Origin of the sequence: Microcoleus sp. MON1_C5 (assembly GCF_036701875.1) — a bacterium.
Classification (GTDB): Bacteria; Cyanobacteriota; Cyanobacteriia; order Cyanobacteriales; family Microcoleaceae; genus Microcoleus.
Map to the genome: position 1 here is coordinate 78,627 of NZ_JAUBRN010000019.1, position 26,536 is coordinate 105,162.

At 46.8% G+C, this 26,536-nt stretch carries 22 protein-coding genes; 12 read left to right on the forward strand and 10 right to left on the reverse strand.

Translation table 11 applies throughout. The annotated features are described in order from the left end of the window. Positions 1-37 precede the first annotated feature (37 nt). Together QUA71_RS11965 and QUA71_RS11970 are read left to right on the forward strand one after the other, a co-directional pair. A complete protein-coding gene (locus QUA71_RS11965) occupies positions 38-3,046 on the forward strand; it encodes an EAL domain-containing protein (protein ID WP_333285129.1) in 3,009 nt (1,002 codons plus the stop codon). 163 nt (positions 3,047-3,209) lie between these two features. Beyond that, positions 3,210-4,001 (forward strand): Uma2 family endonuclease, encoded by a 792-nt coding sequence (locus tag QUA71_RS11970; RefSeq protein ID WP_333285131.1) that lies wholly within the window; start codon positions 3,210-3,212, stop codon positions 3,999-4,001. Positions 4,002-4,060: 59 nt separating this feature from the next. Here the strand turns inward: QUA71_RS11970 and QUA71_RS11975 are convergent, their stop codons facing one another. The 3 genes from QUA71_RS11975 to QUA71_RS11985 form a co-directional block, all read right to left on the reverse strand. Next, complete coding sequence (locus QUA71_RS11975) at positions 4,061-5,521, reverse strand: DUF1802 family protein (RefSeq protein ID WP_333285133.1); 1,461 nt, start codon at positions 5,519-5,521, stop codon at positions 4,061-4,063. Positions 5,522-5,525: 4 nt separating this feature from the next. After that, a complete protein-coding gene (locus QUA71_RS11980; RefSeq protein ID WP_333285135.1) occupies positions 5,526-7,283 on the reverse strand; it encodes a hypothetical protein in 1,758 nt (585 codons plus the stop codon). A gap of 204 nt (positions 7,284-7,487) precedes the next feature. Further along, positions 7,488-8,207: a hypothetical protein gene (locus QUA71_RS11985; protein WP_333285137.1), complete on the reverse strand. Its 720-nt coding sequence runs from the start codon at positions 8,205-8,207 to the stop codon at positions 7,488-7,490. Between the two features lie 378 nt (positions 8,208-8,585). On the opposite strand from QUA71_RS11985, the gene QUA71_RS11990 reads away from it, so the two are divergent. Next, complete coding sequence (locus tag QUA71_RS11990; protein ID WP_333285139.1) at positions 8,586-9,098, forward strand: rhodanese-like domain-containing protein; 513 nt, start codon at positions 8,586-8,588, stop codon at positions 9,096-9,098. A 301-nt stretch (positions 9,099-9,399) separates the two neighbouring features. Here the strand turns inward: QUA71_RS11990 and QUA71_RS11995 are convergent, their stop codons facing one another. The 5 genes from QUA71_RS11995 to QUA71_RS12015 all read right to left on the reverse strand — a co-directional run bounded on the left by QUA71_RS11995 (position 9,400) and on the right by QUA71_RS12015 (position 14,298). After that, complete coding sequence (locus QUA71_RS11995; protein ID WP_333285141.1) at positions 9,400-9,834, reverse strand: NUDIX domain-containing protein; 435 nt, start codon at positions 9,832-9,834, stop codon at positions 9,400-9,402. 203 nt (positions 9,835-10,037) lie between these two features. Then, complete coding sequence (locus QUA71_RS12000) at positions 10,038-10,784, reverse strand: peptidase (protein ID WP_333285143.1); 747 nt, start codon at positions 10,782-10,784, stop codon at positions 10,038-10,040. A 118-nt stretch (positions 10,785-10,902) separates the two neighbouring features. Then, positions 10,903-11,142, reverse strand: a complete 240-nt coding sequence (gene secG / locus QUA71_RS12005) for a preprotein translocase subunit SecG (RefSeq protein ID WP_190659521.1) — start codon at positions 11,140-11,142, stop codon at positions 10,903-10,905. A gap of 459 nt (positions 11,143-11,601) precedes the next feature. Next, on the reverse strand, positions 11,602-13,200 hold the full coding sequence (gene gpmI / locus QUA71_RS12010) for a 2,3-bisphosphoglycerate-independent phosphoglycerate mutase (RefSeq protein WP_333285146.1): 1,599 nt from the start codon (positions 13,198-13,200) through the stop codon (positions 11,602-11,604). Between the two features lie 429 nt (positions 13,201-13,629). After that, entirely contained in the window at positions 13,630-14,298 is a 669-nt protein-coding gene (locus tag QUA71_RS12015; protein WP_333285148.1) for a retropepsin-like aspartic protease, read from the reverse strand. A gap of 231 nt (positions 14,299-14,529) precedes the next feature. Here QUA71_RS12015 and QUA71_RS12020 point away from each other — a divergent pair, with 231 nt between their 5' ends. From QUA71_RS12020 to cax, 6 genes are all read left to right on the forward strand, one after another. Beyond that, positions 14,530-16,050 (forward strand): hypothetical protein, encoded by a 1,521-nt coding sequence (locus QUA71_RS12020; RefSeq protein WP_333285150.1) that lies wholly within the window; start codon positions 14,530-14,532, stop codon positions 16,048-16,050. 183 nt (positions 16,051-16,233) lie between these two features. Further along, the gene (locus QUA71_RS12025) at positions 16,234-16,974 is read left to right on the forward strand and encodes an MORN motif-containing protein (RefSeq protein ID WP_190739072.1); all 741 of its coding nucleotides are present in this window, start codon (positions 16,234-16,236) and stop codon (positions 16,972-16,974) included. 105 nt (positions 16,975-17,079) lie between these two features. Continuing rightward, positions 17,080-17,793: an MORN motif-containing protein gene (locus QUA71_RS12030; protein ID WP_190659507.1), complete on the forward strand. Its 714-nt coding sequence runs from the start codon at positions 17,080-17,082 to the stop codon at positions 17,791-17,793. Positions 17,794-17,970: 177 nt separating this feature from the next. Next, on the forward strand, positions 17,971-18,591 hold the full coding sequence (locus QUA71_RS12035) for a DUF6391 domain-containing protein (protein ID WP_190659505.1): 621 nt from the start codon (positions 17,971-17,973) through the stop codon (positions 18,589-18,591). 382 nt (positions 18,592-18,973) lie between these two features. Continuing rightward, the gene (locus QUA71_RS12040; RefSeq protein WP_333285154.1) at positions 18,974-19,435 is read left to right on the forward strand and encodes a hypothetical protein; all 462 of its coding nucleotides are present in this window, start codon (positions 18,974-18,976) and stop codon (positions 19,433-19,435) included. A gap of 220 nt (positions 19,436-19,655) precedes the next feature. Beyond that, the gene (gene cax, locus QUA71_RS12045; RefSeq protein ID WP_333285156.1) at positions 19,656-20,756 is read left to right on the forward strand and encodes a calcium/proton exchanger; all 1,101 of its coding nucleotides are present in this window, start codon (positions 19,656-19,658) and stop codon (positions 20,754-20,756) included. Positions 20,757-20,892: 136 nt separating this feature from the next. Here cax and QUA71_RS12050 read toward each other — a convergent pair whose 3' ends face one another. Both QUA71_RS12050 and QUA71_RS12055 read right to left on the reverse strand, forming a co-directional pair. Beyond that, a complete protein-coding gene (locus tag QUA71_RS12050; protein ID WP_333285158.1) occupies positions 20,893-21,537 on the reverse strand; it encodes a hypothetical protein in 645 nt (214 codons plus the stop codon). Between the two features lie 199 nt (positions 21,538-21,736). Further along, positions 21,737-23,398, reverse strand: coding sequence for a DUF655 domain-containing protein (locus tag QUA71_RS12055; protein ID WP_333285160.1), 1,662 nt, complete (start codon positions 23,396-23,398; stop codon positions 21,737-21,739). A 190-nt stretch (positions 23,399-23,588) separates the two neighbouring features. Between QUA71_RS12055 and QUA71_RS12060 the strand changes: the two genes are divergently transcribed. From QUA71_RS12060 to QUA71_RS12070, 3 genes are all read left to right on the forward strand, one after another. Beyond that, a complete protein-coding gene (locus QUA71_RS12060; RefSeq protein ID WP_190659497.1) occupies positions 23,589-23,990 on the forward strand; it encodes a DUF7682 family zinc-binding protein in 402 nt (133 codons plus the stop codon). A gap of 85 nt (positions 23,991-24,075) precedes the next feature. Continuing rightward, positions 24,076-25,266, forward strand: a complete 1,191-nt coding sequence (locus QUA71_RS12065; RefSeq protein ID WP_333285162.1) for a cysteine desulfurase family protein — start codon at positions 24,076-24,078, stop codon at positions 25,264-25,266. 175 nt (positions 25,267-25,441) lie between these two features. Continuing rightward, positions 25,442-26,464: a hypothetical protein gene (locus QUA71_RS12070; protein ID WP_333285164.1), complete on the forward strand. Its 1,023-nt coding sequence runs from the start codon at positions 25,442-25,444 to the stop codon at positions 26,462-26,464. Positions 26,465-26,536 lie beyond the last annotated feature (72 nt).

A 26,536-nucleotide genomic window follows, 5' to 3' on the forward strand; every position in this document is an offset into this window, starting at 1 on the left:
TTCGGAAATTGTAAAGGTTTGCTTGAAAGTTCGGCTGATGGGAGATCGGGAGAACCAGTCAATTTCTAATTTAGGTGGAGTGGGGGGTGTAGGCGATCGCCATACTGCGTCAGAAGCCCTGTGGCTGCGCGATCGAGCTTTGGCTGCTACTAGCAGCGGCATTGTGATTGCTGACGCCAAGGCACCCGACTGTCCGATAATTTATTGCAATCCGGCCTTTGAACGGATGACGGGTTACTGCGCCCGTGAAATCTTGGGGCGTAATTGCCGATTTTTGCAAGGCCCGGATACCGATCGAACTACTGTAGCTAAGATCCGCGACGCCTTGCGCCAAGGTCTAGAAATCCAGACACCAATCAAAAATTACCGCAAAGACGGCACTCCATTTTGGGCCAAATTATCGCTATCTCCCGTGCGAGACGATAACGCTAATTTGACTCACTTCGTAGGAGTTCAATCTGACTTGTCGGAACCACTCTGTGAAGTGCAGCAAGCATTGCAGCAAGCTAACGACCAACTGCAAACGATTTTGGAAGCAGTTCCGGGAACAGTATCTTGGATTAGCTCGGATTTGCGATATTTGGGGGTTAACCAGCACTTAGCCAAACTGCATGGTTTGCGGCCGTCGGCTTTTGTCGGTCAAGATATTGGTTTTCTGGGCGCTAGCTCGGATTTTAACTCTTTTGTGGTGGAGTTTTTTGCCGGCGACGCTACGGAAGCGGTTAAAGAACTCAACGTTAAGGTACAAACCGACGGGGGAGAGTCGGAGGGGTACTATTTGATTGTGGCTCAAAAGTACGATCGGGGCAAAGCAGCTTGTCTGGTAGGGATTGACATTACCGAGCGCAAGCGGGCAGAAGAAGCTCTGGTGCTGACTCGCAAGGCGGTGGAAAGTTCGAGTGACGCGATCGGCATCAGCGATGCGAACGGCACTCACATTTATCAAAATCAAGCGTTTTCTCAGCTATTTGAATGGGACACGGCAGAGGAATGTAAACTAGCCGGAGGTATATCGGCAGTTTTTGCTGACCCCGCAGTCGCCCGGGAGGTACTCGACACGATCGCCCAGGGTTATTCTTGGTTTGGTGAAATTACCAAGCGCACTAAAAGCGGTAAAACTTTGCAAGTGTTGCTGCGGGCCGATGCTATTAAAGACCGCACGGGGAAAATTGTCGGTCTGATTTACATGAATACCGATATTACCGACCAAAAGCGCACCGAACAAGAGCTGCGGCAAAGCGAGAAGCGCTTTCGATCGTTGATTGAAAATGCTAGAGACATTATTGTGATTCTCGACGAGAAAGGCTTTTGCCGCTATGTATCTCCTTCCCTAGAGCGGATTTTGGGCTACCCGACGGCGGAAGTCCTGGGCCGGTCTATATTTGACTTGATTCACCCTGACGAATTGCTGATAGTGGATCAAGTGTTCAAAGGTGTCATGCAAATGCCGAGAGTTAGCCAGGGAATGGCGGAATACCGAGTGCAGCACAAGGATGGTTCCTGGTGCGTGTTGGAAGCGGTGGCGACGAATTTGCTCAACGAACCTTCGGTGCGGGGAATTGTGGTCAACTGTCACGACGTGACTGAGCGCAAGATGGCTGAAGAACAATTGTTGCACGATGCTTTGCACGATGCGCTGACAGAGTTGCCGAACCGTGCTTTGTTGACTGACAGGTTGGGGCAAGCTTTTGCCCGCGCCCAACGGCATCCGAGCTATCAGTTTGCGGTGCTGTTTCTCGATTTGGACAGGTTTAAGGTGATTAATGACAGTCAGGGACACCGCACGGGCGATCGCCTGTTGGTGGCTGTGGCTCGCCGTCTCTTGACTTGTTTGCGGCCGGGGGATACGGTGGCTCGTCTGGGAGGAGATGAGTTTGTGATTTTGCTGGATGAAATTCACGGTGTTGATGAGGCGATCGCCCAAGCAAAGGAAATTCTCAAAACGATCGAACGACCGCTTTATTTGGAAGGTAATAAAGTTTTAATTACTGCTAGCATCGGCATTGCTTTGAGTACCGACAAATATCAGTGGCCGGGAGATATTTTGCGCGATGCTGATATTGCGATGTACCGCGCCAAGGCTCTCGGTAAAGCTCGCTACGAAGTTTTTACCAGTGCGATGCACACTCGGGCTGTGGCTTTGATGCACTTGGAACACGATTTGCGGGAGTCGGTTGAAGAACTAAATTTCAAATATCCCATAGTGGATTTCGCCTGTGGGGCGGCCGAAAACTCGCCGATGAGTGAAATCGATCGGAGATTGGAGCGTCCTAAGTCGCAATTGACTACTTTAAAATTGGAATGTCCTTTTACTGTTTATTATCAGCCGATCGTTTGTTTAAAAAGCGGATCGGTTATCGGATTTGAGGCGCTGGTGCGCTGGCTGCACCCGGAAAGGGGTTTAGTTTCCCCGATGGAATTTATTGCGATGGCGGAGGAAACAGGGTTAATTACGCCTTTGGGTTTGTGGGTTTTGAACGAAAGCTGTCGCCAAATTATTAAGTGGCAGAGTTTGAATTTATCTGTGGAAAATTCGCCGCTGACAGTCGCAGTAAATCTTTCCGGGAGGCAGTTTGCGGAACCCGAGTCGATCGAGCAAATTAAGCAAGTTTTGCTGGAAACAGGTGTTGACGCTCGCTGTTTGAAGTTGGAGATTACTGAAAGTGTGGTGATGGAGGATGGAGAAGCGGCCGCGGCGATGCTTTCGCATTTGAGAGACTTGGGTATCGGGCTGTGTATTGATGATTTCGGCACTGGTTATTCGTCTCTGAGTTATTTGCACAAGTTCCCGATTAATATTTTGAAGGTCGATCGCTCTTTTGTTACCCGCATCGGGGAAAGGGGCGAAAATTTGGAAATCGTGCGGGCGATCGTCATGCTGGCCCGCAGTTTGGGGATGGAGGTAGTAGCAGAAGGGGTCGAAACCGCCACCCAATTGGCTCAAATGCGGGCGATCGGCTGCGAGTACGGTCAGGGGTACTTTTTCTCTAAACCTCTCGACAGTGAGGCAGCTACAGCCTTGTTGAGGCGATCGCCCAAATGGTAAACAGAACCAAATATTTAATTTGTATTTTGAAAAATATTAAAACTATGGCGAGGTGCCCTTATTGGAAAGTCAATAAGGGCGATCGATCTTTTAGTAATCGATGTCTTGAGTGTTAAAATTACAATTGAGTATAATAGCAAACTATAGAGATAGGTAAAAATATATGTCTCAATCTATTGTGCCAGCAGTCGCAGAAAAAGAGTTCGATACTTCGCCCACATTAACTTTTGAAGAATACCGAATTTATCAAGGAGAATCTGATGTAAAATATGAACTGTACAAAGGCAAATTAATCCCGATGCCAACAGCCACAGTTTTACACATCAAAATTTGCGAATATTTAGTTTACCAGTTGCAGCGTTACCTAGCCGCTCACAATCTCGACTTAGTAGTAAAAACTGGCTTGGGAGTGAGAACCGATGAAGATAAGTCTCGGATTCCCGATGTAGTTGTCTGCACTCAAAGTCTTTTGGAACAAGCTGCGGCTAGACCAGGTGCAGGCATCCTCGAATTTGATGAAAAGCCGCTGTTAGTGGTAGAAGTAGTTAGCGAAAATCGCCGCGAAGATTACGTGATTAAACGCGGAGAATACGAATTAGCTAATGTGCCGGAATATTGCATAGTTGACCCTAAAGCTGGTAAGCAAAAAATCAGGCTTTTTGCATTGATTGAAGGTGAAGATGGTTACACGTATACAGATTTCTTGCCTGGTGAGGAAATGGTGTCTGTAGTATTTTCCGATCTGGTTTTATCGGTGGATGAAATACTAAACCCGCCATTGGTAGAGGAGTTAGTTAAGGCAGACAACGCTCAATTGCGGCAACTTGAACAGGAAGCTGCAATGGAACGTCAACGCGCCCAAGAGCAGGGTCAACGTGCCCAAGAGGAGCATCAACGCGCTGAAAGGTTGGCGGCGAGGTTACGGGAGTTGGGCGTAGATCCTGATGCTGTGTAGGAAATTGGATAAAGTGCGCGCGGCGAAGCTATACCGTAGGGAATCGCCCTTGACGTATCTCAATCATCTAGCGGCAAATCGCGCAGGAAATAAAAGCGATCGCGCCCTAAATTCTCGCCTTTCACTCGCCCTGCATAACCTGTCAGCGGAGAAGAAAGTTCCACTAACATTTCGTGCAACTCTTCGCGGGACAACTTCTTGGGTGGGTTAGACATTGAATACGCACCGCTAAGAGCATCCACACTTGCTTGTTCAGAACCAGAATTTTCGTGATACTTTTTCAGAATTGAAAGAACGTGCGATCGCACTTTAATTTCTTGTTCCACTTGCTCAATATATTTAGCAACTTCATCATCAGATTGCCCCGGTTTTAAGTATTCTTTCAGTTTAAATAAGTCCACCGAGTTAGGATATTTGCTTTGAAGTTGAACCAGTTTTTCCAGCGTCTCAGGGTTCATAATTGCCATACCGTGTACTTTTGCTGCATCCATAAGTTGAGGAGTTGGAACGCCAGGACCAATAATCAACTTAGTTGCTTTTGCGAGTGTTTCTTTATCTTTGAGCCGTAGCGTTCCTAAATTCAGCAATTGAACTGCTGTATCGTTAGGGATTTTTTTACCGGCTTTGCACTCACCAACTAAGGGGTAAGGTTTGGAGCATAATAAATCTAAGCCACCAGCACCACCTTTGTGAGCATAATCTATGGTAAATCCCAAAAACTCAAGGCTATCGCGCACTACAATTTCAAAGTCGGTTCCTGCTTGATAGTTGCTTTTGTCTTTATCTAGTTCTTTGGTGCGATTTCCCAAAGCTGCTATAGTCTTTATCCAAGCTAAATCCGGTTTGATTGGTTTTACAGGCTTATCGCTACTCCCACCTAGAAATATATTGATTTCGGCCTCTAGTTGTTTGGCTTTTGGGTTGGTGGTGGATAAATGCACTAATGCACTTTGCAACTCTTCCAATTCTGGATGTTCAGGAGGCTCAAATGTTTTCAGCTTGTGACTGCGTTTAGCAAAGATAGACTCGCTCAACACAGGCGTTGAATCAGTAACAGTTAGAGATTTTGGCAAAGATACAAAATTGCCGCTGGGATGCACAGGCATTTCCAGCGGCTGAGGTAGCATATAAACGCGAAGATGAGTTACAAAAATATAACGTCGTTGCAGGAGAGTTTGCTGTAATCCCTCTGTTGTCCAGACTGTTAATTGGGACAAAGCCTCTAATGATTCTGGCTCGTTTAGTATTTGGCAGAATTCGCACTTAGCCCAAGCTTTTATCAAAATCGTCTCAGAACTTAACTGAGAAAATGAGGTTTTAGCAATTGGTAAAAAACTCGATCGGTAGTATTGCTCATGGGGGAGCAAATTAATCGAGATATTAGCTGGATATAGGGCAAATGACCTACCAGGCTCGATGAAAATTCGAGGCATGGCTGCAATCACTCGCCCTTCGATTAAGGCTTCCACATCTGGGGCAGGTAACTGCAAAGCCGTATCAACAAAAACAGAATAACTCATCCACTTATTGACCTAATAATTTATCAAGTGCTTCGTCGAGGTTGTTAATTTCCGTTGTATCAGGTATGAAGGTACTTTCAGCTATCTCATTTTCATCAACCAGCCCATCAGGAATCTGACCCGACGGCTCGCTAAGAATGTCACAAATTAGAGGATTTTCAGCCGCGAGCTTTTTCTGAACAATAAACTCCAGTATTTGGTCTTCGGTTACCTCGTAATCTGTGCGAGCATTGTTGACAAAATAAATAGCTAAGAGAGGCTTGATATCTTCACTTGCAAGCTTGACAAATTCTCCACCTAGTTCTTGAGAACGAAGTTGATCCAAACACTGTTTTCCTACTGTCTTCGGTTTAACATCTTTAGAACGAACTAAACAACCACGAGTCATATCAAACTTTTGATAATCAATTAATCGCTTTAATGCAGCACTGACAAACTTTGCCCCAGATTCTTGAACAACTGCTACTACTATCTTGACAGACCTTCCATCTTCTTTGCCTCGAATTCTAAAGTGGAGATAACCTTTGTCTGCAGCTTTAGTTTGTACCTTTTCAATCTCCTCAACTTGCACTCGTTCCACAGTCTCCCCTTTGACTGCAAGGAAGGCGAAATATAGAGCCTCGGCTAAAATATTGCTATCGTCAAAATATTTCTCGATTGTTTCCTCAAGTGCATTCAGTTCGTTGTTAAAAGCAAGTTCAACTTGATGGAGTGGATCGGCTGCTGTTGGCGGTGGAGTAGGATCGTCAGGTACTTTCCAATTCTTAGCACACTCTTCTAAAACCTTTCTGACAATTAATTTTTCTTTTCCCAGTTCTCTTAATTCACCTTCATCGAAAGGATAAACGGGATAAGGGGGAGTTAAACCTTTACTGTCATAAAATTCTTTGAGCCATTGAGAAACTAGAGTCACTACATCATCAGCATTCAGATACTTTAAATCAAAAACCTTTTCACCCATTCTAGCTGTGACTGACTCGGCCTGGGGTAATGCTCTAATTTGAAATTGCCAAGTTTCATCAAACATAGCTGTCATTAAGACACCTCGTTTAATTTTACCGTACAGGTCTTTTACTAAGAGCGCGACGACCTGCGCCCTGCTGAAACCAGCTTCATTCCGATCTACACTCTCTAACTCATCAAAGCCAATTACTAGAGTTCTGTAATCACCGATTAAGTCTAAAATTTGGCAGACAGTCTGAAAGGCTTCACCTTCTTTATCCTCTTCTGTAGAATTTGGTAAACCCATGGCATCAGCTTGTGCCTGTGCCAAGGCTTTTCCAGACAGCCAGTTGGTTGCAAAGCTCACTTTATCTGAAGAAAGTGTCCACAGAATAGCCTGGATTAAATAAGGATTTTCGATGTTTGACTTCAGTTGAAGCACTTTTTCAGTTAAGCGATCGACTAATTTAGGATTTTCAGCTAATGCCCCCGAAAATTGCTTGATTAAATTTTGAGGTATGTAAGTTTTCCCGAATGTCTTATTGATCAAAGCAGTTGCTAATTCTTGCCACTGCATTACGCCTTCGTTACCAATCTGTTTCAGGCTTAAAGACAAAGTGTTTAGAAAGTTAGCGTGGACTCGGTTTAAGTTTCCATAGTCTACTTCGCTCATATAAACAAAGAAAGAACCACCTTCATCTAGAAGGCGGCTGCGAATCCGACTGATTAGGTGGCTTTTCCCTAGACCTTTTTCAGCTTTGATCGTGATGCCATTAACTGTACGATACCCGGCGCGGATTTGCTCGATCGCCTGAAACACAGCATCAGAGGCATGAGCATTGATAGAAGGAACGTCAGGAAAACTTGGCTTCCAAATATCATTGCTCCTGACTATTAACGATCTGTCAAAAGGGTTTTGACTTGCAATAGCTTTATTGAGGTCGGCGATTGAGGAGTGAAAGTCATTCATCGTTTTGTGTGCGTGTGAAGATAAAGGAGCGAATGCACTACTAACTCAAATCAATTAGGTTAAACGCTTGACATAACAGCGCAAACCGTTCACTTTTGTGGTGATAGAATCTTCGATTTTGTCGGGGGCGCTGTCTTCTACACTGCCACCTATAAGTTGGAGAATATCTTGAGCCTGCATTTCCAACAGCCACTCATTGAACTCCGATCGCCCTACCATTTCCCCGATCGCCCGACGCATCCGATAAATCGGCACTAAATCGTCTAAGTTATAATCCCGGTTCAAGGTGTCATACACATCAAGCGCCACAGCCTTAAAATCGTCATAGGATGCGATCGTCCCTACATCCGCCTTCCCCTTCTCAACCGCAACACTCGCCGCACTATCCTGATGTCGAATCCACTTCAACAAAGAATTTCCCAGACGAGTACCAATTTGAGAACCATCAAACTCAAACAAAGAATCCTTACTTTTGAGCCCCTGCGCTAAAACTTCTTTCCCTTTAGCGCTCAATTCCACCAGCGTCACCCGATTTACCAGCGAATACTCGATCGCCCCAGTCGCCTGCAACTCGCCGAGCACTTCCACATATCTCTGACTCGTCTCATTAGTCCGCACAATCCGCTTAGTCAAATCCCCCTTTTTCACCTTCATCCTGCCGCCGCCCAAATCCCACAAATTCAGCAGTACCCGAACTTTTGCCTTCGCATCCCACACCGCTTGCTCTTCCGGAGTCAAAGTGTTAGACACCGGAATTTCATCTTTCTCAGACATATTCAGACCTTTAAATACTTGTTCTTAGTATCAAATTTTATCATAAATCTTGCTGCCAAACCTCTCCACTTTTCCGTAAAATCCCGCGCGAGGCTGTACGCAACTTCGACCAATTTCATTTCAAAATAATTGTGATTGACTAAAAGGAAATCGTTTGATAAAATACCTAATCTAACGAGCGATCGCACTTCAAATTCTCCACAGCAAATGCGATCGAACAATCTGAAGCACAGCCCGCTTTTCTCCAGCAAACTCAACAAATCTAGCGATCCCAACCGCAGCTAACAACCTGTAACCCAGCTTAACTGCGACTTTAGTTCAATGCCAGGTTCAGCCTTTAGAAAGACGAATTCAACCTCAACCTCTTGTTACATTGCAATGGCAATCAAAACATTGAACAACCTTTTACCCATGAAAAATATTCCCGACCAAATTTCCGACATCAAAGAAAAACTTCCAGATTTGACTCCCACCCCTCCTGGTTTGAAAGCTCAAGCATCTAGCCACGACCTCAAAGCCCGTTTAGATTGGGGCGAACCCGGACTCACAATCATCGACGCTCGTGATTTTGAAAGCTTCACCAAAAGCCACATTACCGGCGCGGTAATGATGCCAATGGACGAATTAGTCGGTCGAGCACAATCGAGTTTAGAACCCATCCGCGATATCTACATCTACGGCGAAAACGACCAACAAACCGCCGAAGCGGCCAATCTTCTCCGCGCAGCAGGCTTTCAAAAAGTGGCCGAACTAAAAGGCGGGATTCCTGCTTGGAAAGCCATTGACGGCCCCATGGACGGCTCTGGCGAACACGATACTCCTGGCCCCGACGCCTACAACGTTTTTTCTCGCTTGCAACACCACGCCGAAGCTCAGAAAACGAACAAATAACCTCAGATTGGCGGCAGGATTCGCCCACAGAATCTGACACTTAATAAACCCGGTATCGCAAAAGTTACCGGGTTTTTCAATCAGAACTTATACCCCAATACGCTTGGGTTAAAACTGTTTATTCCCCGGAGATCCCCCTAAATCCCCCTTAAGAAGGGGGACTTTGAGTAACTTCTTGTCCCCCCCTTATTAAGGGGGGCTAGGGGGGATCGGGCTTAACTGAACCATATTGACTTATACCAAATCCTGCCTCAATTTTCTTAGTCTCTTACAGAGTGACTTCCTTTGTATAGCCTCGCTTTCAACCGCCGACTCTTAAATTTCTGCCATCCAAATATGCCTTAACTTCGCCAAACATGAGGCGGTTTGCATCAAAAGTAATCCGTTTAACAGCTTCATCAAAAGAAAGCCAAGCAGAATTTTGAACTTCCTCCTCTTGCAAAACAACTTCCATCGAATTGACAAAACCTAAAAAATAAGTGACAGTTTTTTCAATCGGCTCCCCATCTTTCACAAAAGAATAGTGTTCCGTAAAACTCGGCTCATCCAGCATTTCAAAATCCGATATACCTGTTTCCTCCTCAAATTCCCGCCTTGCAGTTTCCGCAGGAGATTCCCCGGGGTTCGCGTGACCTTTCGGAAACGCCCAATGTCCCGCTTGATGTTGAATCAACAAAAACAAAGCATCAGCTTCTTTTCCAAAAATCGGCACAATCCCAAAACATTCATCTTTCATTTTTCTGATATTTCCTATTAACTATTATGTTTTTTTAGTCCGCGTAAGCGAACTAAATTTGGAGAGATGCAGTTTCATATCAAATCCGTTAGCATCGGAATAGTAAATTCGAGTTCACTGTTGACGGTTGACTGTTGACTGTTGACGCCGTGAACAGTCAACCGTCAACCGTCAACATCATTCCGGTGTAACCGGAAATGATATCAATCGCCGAGTCTCTGAAATTCCCACCCTAACCGAGTCTGCTGTTCGTAAACCCGCTTCAAAGTATTAACATCCCTCGCTGAAATAGGCGGAGGATTTCTCACCTGAGAAAAATAAAGCACATCAGTTTCCATCAAACTGTGACCCCAAATTCCCAAAGCGTGGCCCAACTCGTGCCGCGCCGTCGCCGGAATATACTTACCCACTTGATTCGGATTCAAATAAACCGAAAACCGATGAGATAACACAGTTTTATCCCCATCCCGACGGGCGTACAATTCATAGGTAGCCTCTCCAGAGCGCGATCGCAAAACCCCTTGACGCAAAGGCGGAGCCCGACGTAAAATCCTAATATCAGCCACCTCCGAACTATCCACCACTTCCAAAGGCAAATAAACCCCCCATTCCCGCACCACATCCAACACAGCCGCCACCCATTCTTCAGACTTATTAGCATCAACTGGACGCTCAACATAAACCTGAATCGGAAACTTAGACCACAACAAATGACCGAAATTCGGTGGCTTAACCTGGTCAAAATAATCACCACTATTTGTGGAATCTTGCCAATTTGCTAGCGTTGGCGGCAAAGGGTGAACCTGTGGATTCGGCAAACTATTCGGGAGAGAAGAAAGAGTCGCCGCCGGAGTATTAACCTGAGTAAAAATTATGAAGCTAAAACAACATAAAGCCAATCCCAAACCAGACAGCAATCGAGGTTTTACTGTCACTTTCCACAACCGCATTTTTCTGACTGCACTTAAATTTCATTTTTAGGGCGGGCTAGAAGCCCACCCCACAATAATTTATTTATGTGGCACGGGCGTCTCGCCCGTGAGCTATCTGCGGTTAAAAATCCAAATCTTATAACTTAGGCGCCAACCAACCAGCACTCAAAATCACAGTCAAACCCATAAAAACAATAGACAGACCCCAAGTAATCCGGTTCAGACTCGTTTCTGCACTCTTGGCGCTGGTAAACAATTGAGCTTGTCCGCCAATCCCTCCAATACCATCGCCTTTAGGACTGTGCAGCAACACAAAAATCACAAGTCCTAAAGCAGACAAAGACCAGATAACTTGTAACACAGAAACAATATTCATAATCAGGAGTAATTGGTAATTAGTAATCGGTAATTTATTATCCTATCAAATTCGGTCGATCGCACACAATTTATGCAGAGACACTCCCCGAGCCCACTGGTGTCAACTTAACGTCAAACCCGCAGTCCGGCAGGGAATGAATTCCCTCCCTCAAAGCGAAAGTCCTCTTAAGAGGACTGAAAAGAAGAATTTTTGCTACTGCTGAATCCAAGTATGATTTGGCCTGATGGGGTAATTCTAAGTGCTTACCCTGTCAGCGCTGGGGCAACCACGGGGGGATTGCCCCTACAAATTTCCTACCCCAATTCAGCAACGCCGAATTTTTAAACTCATTAGTCCTCTTGAGAGGACTTTCGCTATTAGACAGGGAATTCATTCCCTGGCGGACTACCGGATGGGCGGGAGGACTGGGCGGATGACAGCTTAAGTTGACACCAATGCACGGCGCCTTTGTCCCTACTACAATCGGACTCGCACCGGAGTGCGATTGGCACGAACTTCAAACTCAGCCGATCGAATCATCGATCGTCCCGTCATCTCCGGGGGCTGAGGCAACCTCAACAGCTCCAGAATCGTCGGCGCAATATCCGCCAAACAACCATCCGTCCTCAGAGGAACATCCGTTCCGTGACCCGGAATCTTCCGACCTTCACCTTCTACCAGAATAAACGGCACGGGGTTAGTAGTGTGAGCCGTCCACGGATTCCCATCCTCGTCAAACATCTGCTCAGCATTTCCGTGGTCAGCAATAATAATTGCCGTTCCCCCAGCTTTACTAATGGCGCTCAACAGCCGCCCCAAGCATTTATCCACAGTTTCGCACGCAATTATCGTCGCATCCATCATCCCCGTATGACCAACCATATCCGGGTTAGCGTAGTTAATCACCATAAACGAATAGATGCCTTTTTCCAAAGCCGTCACCACTCCATCCGTCACTAGGTCCGCCGACATCTGGGGCGCCTCATCGTAAGTCGCCACCATCGGACTCTGCACTAACTCCCGGTGTTCCCCGATAAAAGGCTCTTCCAGACCCCCATTAAAAAAATAAGTCACATGAGCGTACTTTTCAGTTTCCGCTGTCCGCAACTGCTGCAAACCATGGCTAGAAATCACCTCGCCCAGAATATTGTTCAAATTTTGCGGTTCAAAAGCCACCATTACCGAGAGTTTCGGGTCGTACTGAGTAAAAGTCGCAAACGCCAGGGACTCAATTAACGGCCGTTCAAACCCCTTAAAATCAGGTGCCACAAAAGCCTGAGTCAATTCTCTCGCCCTGTCCGGGCGAAAATTAAAGAAAATTACCCCATCCCCGGATGCCACCGCCCCCGGAGAAATCCGAGTCGGAACAGCAAACTCGTCCGTCACTCCTTCAGCATAGGAGCCCTGCAACACATCCACAGCCGATCGACCGTCAGGAGCACCCTCAGTCGTCATCACCTCGTAAGCGCGCTGCACCCGATCCCAGCGCTTGTCCCTGTCCATCGCGTAGTAGCGGCCGCTGATGGTCGCAATCCGACCGACCCCTACCTCTGCGATATAACTTTCAATCTTGCCTAGAGCTTCGACACCCTCTTTCGGAGTAGTATCACGACCGTCTGTAATCGCGTGAATGCAAACCTCAGAAATTCCCTGTGCTTTTGCTAATAGCAGCAAACCCTTAATATGACTGAGATGGGAATGAACCCCACCTTCAGAACAAAGACCAGTCAGGTGCAACTTGCCGCCCGTAGCGCGGACTTTCTGGCAAAGCTCAACCAGCGCCCGGTTGTTGAGCAAAGAACCATCTTCCACTGCATCCGAGATCCGCACCAACTCTTGAGGAACCACGCGGCCCGCGCCCAGATTCAAGTGACCCACTTCTGAGTTACCCATTTGCCCGTCTGGCAGCCCTACCGCCCGACCCGAGGTGTGAATCAGAGTTCTGGGATAAGCGGCCCAGAGACTGTCCATCACGGGTGTTTTTGCCGCGGCGATCGCATTTCCGTCTTGTTCTTCACGATAACCCCAGCCGTCTAGAATAATCAGCACTACAGGAGATACAGACGCTTGTGCCATGTGAATACCTTATTTACAATAATTAATTTCTCGATCGTCATGATGGCCGATTTTGCGGAACATCTGCCGCTAATCAGTTTACATATTTTCTACGCTCCGGCTGAACAATGCCAACCAATATTCCCTCAGCCACAGCATTTTGGGAACTTATTTCGATCGGCTTGGCGAATTGTTTAATTGATTGCCTTGGCTTGTACTGTGAATCGTTGTCGGAGACTGTTACCGATCTCACCAACAGCAGCCGTGCTTTTTTGGCCGGATTTCACGGATAGTTTAACCGTCGGTGGCTCTTGAAACACTAAGAACAATACCACACTTGGTTGCATTTTGCTACCGCCTCAACCAATAAATTTAAAAGCCTTGAGTCGGCTGCGAATAACTTTATAGGACACGAGTTGAGCAAAAATCGCTTGCCGACTCCGCTCACTTTTAGCGGACATAAAATTCTACAACATCTTTTTTAATTTTGACATCGTAATTGCCAAAGAAATCGTGACCGAGCAGACCTATTGGCATTTGTTTGGCGATCGCCACTTCGACATTTTGGATCACAGCACCCCCAACCCGGATCGATCGCACCAGACCGATCGGGAACTCGACAACGCTACCGTCAGCGATCCCCGCTCTCACGGTACGCACCGGCCTCACTCCCAGCGCAGTAGCCATCCGCTGAGAAATCAAAGTACCGCTCGCCCCGGTATCGAGAATCATCTCAAAAGTCTTGTTGCCGTTAAATACCACATCAATCACCGGCGTCCCGCCTGCGCGACGCTTGATTTTAGCTTGAAATACCTGTGGATTCCCCCGTGGCTTAGGCGGTTGATTTGCTGGGGGTTTGGCACCAGGATTGGATGGGTTCCAAAACTGAGAGTACAATTTGCCAGTTGCGAATTCCGATCCCGTTATAGTGCGATTCCCTTCGGGATAGCTCCGCTTCACGAGCGGCTGGGAACTCACATCGGGCACCAATGTCATCACCTGGGTTTCTGGCTGACGTGAATCAGAATGCACCTCGCCCCCCACCGATCCCAGACCAACCAAAACGGTCGCAAAAACCAAGCCAGATCGCCAAATTCGCTTGAGAATCACTTTTGCCATGATCTAAATACCTTGATTGATTCAATATTTCCCACAACGACCGCCATTGATATCCTAACTTGCTCGCCCAAAACCCAGCGCCCGAAGAGCCCGATGAGATCATGAGGAAAACTTGGCAATTTTCAAGCGATCGCATAACATCGAACACAGATAAACTTATAAACGGCAACAGGCTGTAATTGCAGAGCCTTGTTGGAGATCTTGAAATTAAGCAGTTAGGGGCGATCGGCAATGTACAAACTTTTATATTTGGCGACTATAGGACTACTAGCTTTCTCGATCGGAGGATGCGGTGGCGACGAGGCCAGCAACACACCCAGCCCCAGCCCCAGCCCCAGTGCAGCCTCTCCATCTCCGGCCGCCTCTGCCAGCCCCACCCCAGGAACTCAGACTTTCCAGTCTCCAATAGTAGCCGCCCAGCCTCCAGGGTTAATTCGATCGACCAACCCAGAGGAACGAGCGAGACAGGCTCAAACAAATATCGGCGACAAAAAGGACAGGAATCCAACGCTTCCGCTTCAGCCGGTGGCCCAAGGCCCTGTGACAGCGAATCCCTCTCAGTTAGACCCCTTTGGGCCGCTGCCGCCGATCGCATTACAAATCCCTGCAGGAGCTAACGGAGCGGGTGGGATTAGCTCAGAACTCCCCAAACTGCCACAGCGAGAAGTAGCCGTGCTACCCGAGCTTCCCGAGTTATTGGCTCCCCCCCCACTTAACAGGCCTGATCAGACGGTTACTATCCCCAGGCCACCCACAGCCGGTCGAGGGGGCACTCAGCAACTACGAAATCCACGATCGGAAGGCCCTTTACTTCCCGGAGGTGAGGGGGGGCAAATTGGCTCGCCGCCCCAAGTTCCAGGGCTAACTGCTCCTCGGTTAGGTGGCGGTGGCAGAAATGGTTCCTTACCCGGAGGCACCGGGGTGCAAATTGGCTCGCCGCCTCAAGTTCCAGGGCTAACTCCTCCTCGGTTAGGTGGCGGTGGCAGAAATGGTTCCTTACCCGGAGGCACCGGGGTGCAAATTGGCTCGCCGCCCCAAGTTCCGGGGCTCGCTCCTCCTCAGTTAGGTCGTACTCGTACATCCCCGCCGGGACTCGAACCCATTGCAGCTAGACCCATAGGAGTGCCGGATCTGCCGGAACTGCCCGTAGACAAGCGCCCGCCCCAATGGAGAGACCCCAATGCCAGGGCAAGAAGAGTTACTGGCACCCGTCCTCCTGCAACTGGGCCAATAGCAGTTAGACCCCAAGGTGCGCCGAATCCGCAGCCTCGCCAGCCTCGCCGTGCGGGTTCCCCGCGCCCGCCCCAGCCAATAGCAGCTAGGCCTATAGGAGTGCCGGATCTGCCGGAACTGCCAGTAGACAAGCGCCCGCCCCAGTGGGTAGACCCAAATCCCCCGCCTCCTCCCGTGATCCCAGTAGTTCCGGCACCGCCGCCACCGCCTTCTACTGACATCGCTACAGGCACTGAAGTCAGCGGGGTGGTAAAAGTCGGCAACGAGACGCAAGTGATTGTCAAAGTACCGAATGAACCAACCAGTCGATATGTCAAAGTCGGGCAGCGGCTGTCTAACGGGCAAGTGTTGGTGAAGCGGGTCGATCTCAAGCAAGGAGCAGATCCGATCGTGATTCTGGAGGAAAACGGCGTTGAGGTAGCCAAAGGTGTTGGCGAAAAACCCGCAAATCGCCAATCACAACCAGCCAATGCAGTTATTAGCCGTCTCCCCAATCCGAATAGCTCAGCGCGACGCTGAAAATTGACAGTAAAGCAGGAAAAATGCTAAAGGCAAAAATTAGAGTTTTTGCCTTTTTGCATTTAGGGCAGATCTCGAACCTGAAGGTAAAATTAGTACAGGGATTAAAAAAGAGAGGACTTTTCATTGAGTATTAGCTTCTAGAAAATCCCTATTAGTAATTGAAGTTAAAGGAGATTGATCATGCTCGGTTCAATTCAAAAATTAGGGATGGCGATATTAGTTGCTTCTTGTATCGGCAGCGCCACTAATCTCTTGAATCCGCAGCCATCAATGGCTCAACCAAAACCAGAAGAAGGAAAACGCTCTCCCTTCTGCCAAGGCAACCCTCCTACGGGAAGAGTAAAATGCAATTACGAGGGAGGCGATAACTACGAGGGAAATTTCGTCAACGGCCTGCCCGATGGCAGCGGAGTCTACGTGTACGCTAATGGTGATCGCTACGAAGGAAATTTTCGGAAGGGAGTGCCAAATGGTAGAGGGACATTCATTTTTAAAGATGATGCCCGCTACACAGGCGTGTTCCAAGACGGCACAATGAGATCTGGGACGGTCGTTTTTGCCAACGGCGAGCGCTACGTCGGAGAGTTCGCAGTCGTCAGGAACGTTCAGACTGATGCCATTAGCAGCCAACCCTCAGGGCGGGGTCAATTTTTTTATACTAATGGCGATCGCTACGAAGGACAATTTTTTGCAGGTTCGCCCTTTGGCCCGGGGATATTGGTGCGGGTAGACGGCACTCGCTGTTCCGGCAGGTTTTTCAATCAAGAACTTGACGCTAGTGTCTCCTGCACTTTTCCCAACGGTACGCGCTATGAAGGAGAATTGCGAAAGGGAGTGCCTCACGGTGTCGGGACCATGATCGATGCTAGCGGTAGGCGCTTTCCGGGGGTATTTCGCAATGGCAAGCCCGGAGTTTCGTAAAGGATAAATGATTGAGGTTTTAAGCCAACTTTTGACAACAAATGGGACAAAAGACAAAGGACAGAAGAAGATAATATCTAACAGCGCATAGGAGAAAGTTGATTGATGATTTCCCGTTCTTGGATCAGTGGAATTGCTTTATTAGTTGCATCAGTGTTGGGAATTGGTAGTTACGCGACTTATCCCTTGCCCTCAATGGCACAAGGAACAGAAGCTAAAACCGGTCGCTGCGTGCCAGCTATCGCTACAGGTAGAGTTAGGTGCGATTATGACAGCGGTGATAGCTACATCGGACAGTTCGTTAACGGTTTGCCCAGTGGCACTGGGGTATACGTATATTCCAACGGCGATCGCTATGAGGGGCAGTTCCGTCTGGGCAAACCAAATGGTCGAGGACAATTTATATTTAAGGACGACGCCCGCGTGGAGGGCATATTCCGAGATGGCAAAGTTAGTTCCGGGACAGCTATTTTTACTAATGGCGATCGCTATATAGGGTCGTTTTCTCTCGATCAAAAAGTAGGCGTGCCCACGGGACAAGGGCAATTCATTTTTGCTAATGGCGATCGCTTTGTGGGTCAATTTTTAGGGGGCAAGCCTTTAGGTACGGGAGCGTTCACCCGCGCTGACGGCAGTCGGTGTTCGGGACAGTTCTATACTCAAGAACTTGATGGTAGGGGTAACTGTTCGTTCTCCAACGGTATCCGCTATGAGGGAGAGTTACGCAAGGGATTGCCTCACGGCAAGGGCACAATTATCGATACCAGAGGTCGGCGACTTCCGGGAGTATTCCGTGAGGGCCAGCGACTAGAGCAATAAATTGGGAATAAGTGCTATCTGTTAGTAAGGGCAGGTTGAAGGCTAATATTTTTTGCACACAACCTGCCATTGCTAAATTTTAAAGTCACAACTATTGATAATTTATGATCGGCTTTTTCTCAACCGAATTGCTAATGTTAAATATCCACTTAATGGAGTTAATGGAGGCGTTTTAATATGACAACTGCTGCTTCTGCTTCCGGCCGCACTGGCCAGTTTCCCTTCGACTTTGCCCCGCAGCGGACTCAAGATGCTGATTTGTTGCGACAACTCAATTTTGTGCCCGGCTTGAAGGAAATATTGGCTTTGCGACAAGTTCATGCTTTGGAACACGCTACGGTTTGGGTACTTGGCCAATCGATTGGTGCGACGACAGCAAGAACCGATAATGAGTTATTGGGCGGGATGTCCACAGACCAAGGGTTTTATCTTTATGGGCACGTCAACATTGTACAGTTGCATCAGGCAGTACGCGAGGCTTTGCAGCGGATTGCAAGCGGAGAGTGGGATTTAGCTGTACATCCCCGCTGTGGCACGAATTTGTCGGTGGCAATGCTGCTAACGGCTGGACTTGCTGTTGGCATCAATTTAGCCCTGCCTCGGGGGCCCATTCTGCAACTTTTAGGTTTGGGTGCAGCGGCGGCTGCTGCGGCTCAGTTAGCTCCTGATGTGGGAGCTCTGGCTCAGCGTTACGTCACAACTGCTATTCCGTTTAATTTGAGTGTTGTTGATATTACTGTAAGTCACGACTTCTGGGGACGCGAAGCTCATTTTGTTCGGGTGCGTTGGGTTGAATAGCTGCTGCGGGAGGAGAAGAGTAGGAGAGGGGGAAAGTTGACAAAATCTTTTTTCTTCCCTCAACTTCGAGCCGTTAAATTCCCTACACGGCTTTGTTGCCGAACTTCCTTCTTCCTTCTTCATCATTGTGAGATCATCGGTACTATTCAAAAGTTAATTGGGGCGACTTATCAACTTGCTTTTATTCGATAACTGGATACTACATACTAATATCTATATTTTCCATATTTTTATAACTTCATATTATATTCAAATTTCATCTTTACCGCTAATGTGTCAGCTATAAAAAGCTCGAATTTACTTCCTAGGCGACTTGTCAGAAAATAGCAGGATAAGGTAAAATCGCTTATTAGAATTTTTAGCGGCAAAGTCAATAAAAAAAATGTGCAAGTTACCGATCGATAAAACCTGGCTGCCAAGTCTACTGGCTGTCAGCTTAGCCATAGCAGGCAACAGCTTTTTGCCTTTTTTAACCCACTATGCGAGTTTTGCTAGCGAAATATCCCCAACTAACGAACCAGAAAGAGTTCCTGACGGCAAGATAGTTCCAGTTAATGGCAAAGTCAATGTTAGATTAACGAATAAAACCAACGATAGACTATTTTTTTACGTGGTTGGACAGACTAACCGCCAGAGTTTAGCGGAAAATTCAACAGTCGCGCTGCCAGCATTGACACTACCGGCCTCAATTGTATTTAGGCGGCTAGATGGCGCATTATTGAAACCCAGTTTGAAACCTGGTGGCGAAGGAACTCTAGAGGTAAGATTAGACGAGACAAATGATTTAGGTTTGGATAAAACATCTTTAAGGATTCGGAATGACGGCGCACTTTTTCTCAGATAGACAACAGTCAGTCTCGTTCAAATTTGAGATTTTAGATTAACTCCACAGCCGTTTGCGGGGGGCTAAAACTTTTTTCTAAACCATGATTGCTCTCCACAACTTAAGTCCGGGGCTTGTATCCGTATTTGGGTGAGTCAGAGGATAGTTGAATCATGTAAAATCAACTTGACGAGCGCCGCGACAGCTAAACCTCACTCTTCAATACACCATCCGAGTTCCTATGTCAATCAAAAAGATTCTTTCCATAGCGCTGTTAATTTTTATCCCCATTTCCATCGCCGCTGAGTATTTGCACTGGGGTTCCCTTGCCGTTTTCATCACATCCGCTTTAGGCATTATACCTCTGGCGATTTGGTTGAGTACAGCAACAGAAGAAGTGGCGATCGTTACAGGCCCCTCCATAGGCGGCTTATTAAATGCCGTCTTCGGCAATGCTACGGAATTAATTATTGCAATAGTTGCCCTGAAAGCTGGCTTAATTGACATTGTAAAAGCCAGCATAACCGGTACAATTATCAGCAACTTGCTCTTAGTCATGGGATTTTCCATGCTGCTAGGAGGAATCCGCTACAAAGAACAGGAATTTAAACCGATTATCGCGCGGGTGAACGGTTCCACAATGACTCTCGCAGTGATTGCAATTCTGCTGCCGACAATGGTAATTTACACCTCCAATGGAGTCGAACCCGCAGCCATTCAGAATCTTTCCTTAATAACTGCGATCGTCCTAATTGCAGTTTACGCTCTAACTCTCCTATTTTCATTAAAAACTCACAGCTATCTTTACGAGGTTGGGTTACTTGAACTAGAGTCAGAAAATCCTCAAAATGCCAAAGAGGAATCTACTACGCACAAACCGAATTTGTGGCTGTGGATAGGAGTGCTAGTTGCCTCAACTGTTGCCGTTGCTTTTGAATCAGAAATTTTCGTTGGTGTTGTCGAAGAAACTACCAAAGGATTGGGATTGACGCCGCTGTTTACAGGGGTAATTCTGTTGCCGATTGTTGGTGGCGCGGCCGAATATGTAACTGCGGTAGGAGTTGCGATGAAAAACAATATGGATTTGTCAGTTTCTGTCGCAATGGGTTCGAGTTTGCTAGTTGCTTTGCTGGTAGCGCCGGTGTTGGTAATTATCGGATTAGTGATTCATCAGCCGATGGATTTAAACTTCAATCCGTTTGAAGTAGTTGCAGTTGCCATCGCAGTGACAATTGCCAATCTAATCAGTATCGACGGGCGCTCTAATTGGCTTGAAGGAGTGCTGCTTTTAGCAACATACATCGTGTTAGGAGCGGCATTTTACTTTCACCCCATTACTTGAACTAACAATTTTTTTGGAGGGGCAATCCCCCGTGGTTGCCGCTCTTCCCTGGAAAATAACTTATCTTGTTTCTGGTTTGCTATTCCTCTTTGTCTTCTGCTGTTAATTAAAAAAATAATTTTAGGGCAGAAAGTGATTACGGACAGCGACACTGTTGAACAGGAAAACACTCTCGTCTGCAACTTCTTTTTCTGCCTTTACGGTCGCGACAATCATAACTATTTCGACATTCTACCTTATGTTCACAAATTTGCTCACGGGGAAAAGTACCTAAGTTTTGTATAGAAACTTGAGCCGTAAGCGAACCTTGTTCTATAACTTGGTCATTTTCTTTGATTTCATAGAGAAAGTTATTTTCTCCCTCTAAAACCGAAAAAGTTCTTGTTTTGTGACTGTTACCCAACTTAAATCCAAAATCCTCGGAGAACTCACCTTTATTGTAACTTCTGTCTGTGTAGGGATAGGGATTACTTTCCATGCCATCAGTCACATTTTTAATCATCACCCTCCTGTTAGGGGCGGGAGGAGTTTTGCTGGAGACAAATCGAGCGCTTTGCGAATCAGGGGCGATCACAGTACCGGCACAAGTACCTACATATTCAACGCGCTTAAATTGAATCAAATTAATATTAAAAGTGTTTTCGTTTTTGACCCTAAATTGTGCGTTGTTAGTCTGCTGAGCGCTGACTGTGAAAGCTGCTAGCGTCAAAAAAAATGCCCCCAGCAAAATAGCTATAAATTTGATTTTTGGTCTCCCCGTAACAAATAGGGCGTGTTTCATCTCTCTACCTCTAATGTAAATAGATAGCCTTTTGTTAACAAGTTATTATTTTAACTTGAGAGCAGATATGTTGTCAAAGTCGCTCGCATAGTTTTCTAGTGAAGATTTGAGTCCTTGATGCTGAGTTGCGAAAGGAAAAACAGACGTCCTGACTGCGAAATTTGTAGAGCCAGGAATGAAGTCCTGAGTATGAACTTAACTACCAAGTTACTCGATCGCGCCATCTATCTAAAATCTTGTCCCCGACTCCCTGTACCCGTGCCACATCCTCCAAAGAGGTGAAAGGTTGCTGTTGCCGCGCTGTAATAATTCTCTCGGCTAACTTCGGGCCAACCCCGGGCAAGGTTTCTAATTCTTCCTGACTGGCTGTATTTAAATTAACTAACTTTTTAGCAGCAATTTGAGGTTTGGCAGCCGCAGATTTTGATGCTGCTTGTAGTGAATCGCACTCTTTTTTCTTAGCATCAATTCTCTGTTTGATTCGGGCGGGAATTCCCAAGGTTGCACCTTTGTAAAGCCGATCGAACTCCCGCTCAAAATGGGCTGCAACTACGGGACTCTCGATCGCCAGCAGCGTCTCGTCATTCCCGTGATTTGCAGCCTCACTCCAGTTGTGAGAACCTGTAAGCACCGTTTTGCCGTCCACAACGCCGAATTTGTGGTGCAGGCGATCGCCCATTGGTAACAGCGGTACTCCCACCGTAGTCAGCGGCTTTCTCCAAGGGCGATTGTCAGTTTCTAACCCGCAATCTTGCATCAAAGTCGCCCCCATCATATCCAACCCTTCACTATAAGAGCGATAAATAAAATTAGAGTCAATTAAAGCTCGCACCGCAACTCCCCGGCTAGCTTCAATTTCCAAAGTATTTGACAACCGCTGAGCCGAAAATACAAACAGCGCCAAATCAACCGACTTTTTCGCACTACCCAAAGTTCGATTTATCAAACCGTTGGCGCTTTTTTCCCAAGGCAAAGTCGCAGCCGTCGGCGAAAATTGCACCCCAACTGTCGAATTCCCTACTCTTACTTTTTGCACTTGACGAAACGGCTTTTTGATGCCAAACTTGCTGTCCGGTTTGCCTTTGGGCCCGTCGCCCCACATGATGTTAAATTCTTGAGTAAATAGTTGCGCTACTTGAGCATTTTCAATTTTTAGCAAATTGTTCGCATTGCCGCGACTTGCTGGTGTCTTGAAATCGCCATGTATATCGCTTGTGGTAAAATTAGCCGAAGTAACGATTACGGTTTTGCCGTCAATCACCACAAATTTGTGGTGCATCAAACCGCTGCCTTTACTGCCGTCAGCAGTATCGTCAATTACCGGAATACCCGCATCCTTGACAATTACCAAAGCATCATTTTGCTTGATTTCCTCGGCACTCAATTTACCGTCTTTATTGCGATCGGCAAGTTGCACAAATTCGGTATAACGATCGCGCTCTCTTTCCGGTAATTTCGCTAACTCCTGAGCTGTAAAATCGCTCCAAGGGCGACTATAGATATGTTCGACAATTAATCTCACTTTAATTCCCGATCGCTGTCGATCGGCCAAAACCCTCGCAATACTGGGCAAGCGAAACTCCTGAACCGCTACATCTACGGTCGATCCAGCACTGGCGATCGCAACAGCGATCGACTTTTCTAAATCATCCCCAGGTCTAGTTTGCTGGCGGTAAGGCTCTGTATAACTCGAAGCGATCGACTGATTGAAGTATACTTGCAACAAGGGGTCTTGAGGCAATGGAGCCAGGCTGAGAGGTAAATTCTGCACGTCTTGCTTTGTTTGTCCGCAGCCCACCAGATTGAGCGCCACCAGCCCCGCACAACACAAACCGACTAAATGATAATACAATACAGCCACAAAATTTTAAAAAAATAGAGGTTATTAGCCTTCCCACAGTTCAAAGCTATTGCATCAAGTAAAGTTACAACCTATTAAATTTATGCAAGGGAATAGATTTTACGTCTTGTAGAACTGCCTCGATGCCGGAAGCATCACTGGTAGGGTAGCAGCATTCAGGGGCGTGGGTCAAACCCGATACCGCTGCTTTATGGCTAAAAGAAAAACAATTTTTCCGTGCGGTCACAAAGGATATGGTAAAGCGTGCCATCGCTGCACGCAAGAGTTGGTGGCGCACCAGCATTACGTTGAAGTGCTGGCAGAAAAACAAACCAAAAAACAAGAGAGGGAAGCATCATTTGCTAGAGATATCATCGATCTCAGAGGTCTGCCCGACCACGTAGTCACTAAAGCCCGGGCAATTATAGCAGCTTTGGGCGAAAATAAGAATTACAGAGATTTCGGCGGCAAACGCCTGCGTCATAACCGTTTGATAATCAGTATTCCTGTAACTCGCAACTACAGAATGCTTTGTGAAGATTGCGGCACTTTCTTAATTCCCCAAAAAGTTTTGTCGCACGAAGACTACAACGTCTGCAAACCAGGAAGTTAGTCATCGGTTATTGGTTATTGGTAGCCACTCACAACAGTCAGCAGTCAAGAGTCAACAGTCAACATTCATTAATTAGTTATTTATCATGCAAATTTACCTCGACTATAGCGCCACAACACCCGCACGCCCAGAAGCAATTCAAGCCATGCAAAAAGCCCTGACTCAGCAGTGGGGAAATCCTTCCAGCTTGCACGAGTGGGGACAAAGGGCGGCGACAGCTTTAGAATTAGCAAGAATGCAGGTTGCTAGCTTGATTAACGCGCTACCGGAATCGATGATTTTTACCAGTGGCGGCACTGAAGCGGACAATTTGGCAATTATGGGAATTGCGCGTCTTTATACAAAGCCGCAGCATATTATTATCTCCAGCGTAGAGCACTCCGCAGTAGCAGAACCGGCGCGACAACTCGAACAGTTGGGATGGGAAGTGACGCGGCTACCAGTGGATAAATTTGGGCGCATTCACCCTTTGGATTTGCAAGAGTCGCTGCGATCGAATACAGTTTTAATTTCAATCATTTACGGACAAAGCGAAGTTGGCACGCTGCAACCAATCGAAGCATTAGGACAAATTGCTCGCGATCGCAATATCATGTTTCATACCGATGCAGTTCAAGTTGCCGGCAAGCTGCAAATTGACGTGCAGAAACTGCCCGTAGACTTGCTTTCGGTTTCCAGTCACAAACTTTACGGGCCACAAGGTGCAGGCGCGCTTTACGTGCGTCCGGGAGTAGAATTAATGCCAATGTTGGGGGGCGGCGGCCAAGAATTGAAACTGCGTTCCGGGACGCAAGCGCTGCCGGTAATTGTCGGTTTTGGAGTGGCGGCGGAGTTAGCATTGCAGGAAATAGATGTGGAAACGCCGAGGTTAATTGCATTGCGCGATCGACTTTTTGACCGATTATCCCACGTACCCAGTTTAGTACCAACTGGCGATCGATATTACCGACTGCCCCACCACGTGAGTTTTTGCATCGTCTCCCCATCCTGTCGCCCTTACCAAAAGAGAGACACAGAGCAAATCACAGGCAAAACTATGGTGAGACAGTTAAATTTAGCCGGAATTGGCATTAGTTCCGGTGCCGCTTGTAGCAGTGGCAAACTAACTCCCAGTCCGATATTATTAGCAATGGGATATGACGAAATCGGGGCAGTTGGTGGAATTCGCTTAACTCTAGGACGAGAAACCACAGAAGCTGATATTGATTGGACAGTAATTGCGATAGAGCAAATTTTGGATAGATTAATGCCCAAGGTAGCATTGTGTAGGAATTAGAAAACTGGGCGGTTGAAGATTGGGCGGTTGGAAAACGCCGTCTTGTCTTCAGTCCGCTTGGCATGGACATCGTTTGTGTAGAAGCGGTTTCAACCGCCGTCTGCATCTCGTACAACAAGCCCCAAAACCCACAACCATGCTACAATAAACCCGATATTATTCACAACTCCCCATAATGGAAGAAAGCCGCGCCCAAGCCTACCTAGAACTAATTCACACCCTCCTGAATTGCCCCAACGGCGAAGAACCGCAGATATTACAAGATAACTCAGAATTGTTGGATGTCCACTTTCTGGAAACTTGCGAGTTGGTAGCAGAAAAAATGGCACAGCAAGGAGGACAAAACGGCGCTAATTTCCTGCGGAATCTGATTGCTCAGCTAGCACAATTAATCGATACCAACGATGGCGATAACTCCGAAGGTGAAAATCCCCAAGAGTATGCAAACTTTATTCTAGAATTATTGCAAGCAGAAGATGGTAGCAATAGCAATACAGCAGTAATTCACTCGATGCTAGCTGAACGAAAACATCTCCTCAATGCTCGTTTTTCGGAGATTTTAGAGCAAGTAGTCGAGAGGTTAGTTGGTGGGGAAAATGCAAAAACTGTTGATTCAATTGTCAGCCTCGTTGAAGACTTGAGCATTAATATTAGTAATTTTGCCGGTGGGAATAGAGCGGATAATATTGAAATTGCCCTTGCTGCTTATCAAGTTGTTTTAAATAATCGGCAACCGGGAAGCGAAAAGTTTGCTCAAACTCAAAACAACTTAGCTGCTGCCTACATTACCAGAATAAAGGGCTCGCGGGCCGAAAATGTGGAAATGGCGATCGCCCTTTATGGCGCTGCTTTAACAGTATATACCCTTGAGGCTTTCCCGGAAGATTGGGCAATGGCTCAAAATAACCTAGCTGCTGCTTACGCCAACAGAATCAACGGTTCGCGGGCGGAAAATATCGATCGCGCGATCGCATTTTTTGAGGCTGCTTTAACTGTTCGTACCCCTGAACAGTTTCCTGAAGATTGGGCAATGATTCAATATAATCTAGGTAATGCCTATAATGACAGAATCAACGGTTCGCGGGATGAAAATCTCGAAAAGGCGAGATCCTTTTATCAAGCAGCATTAACAGTATATACCCGTGAGGATTTCCCTGAGTATTGGGCAATGATTAAAAAGAAGCTGGCTAATGCTTAACCCTCTTTTGTCACTCTACGCAGAGGAAAACGTGCCATAAGGGATATTGAGGTTTTGAAAAATTGAACGAGT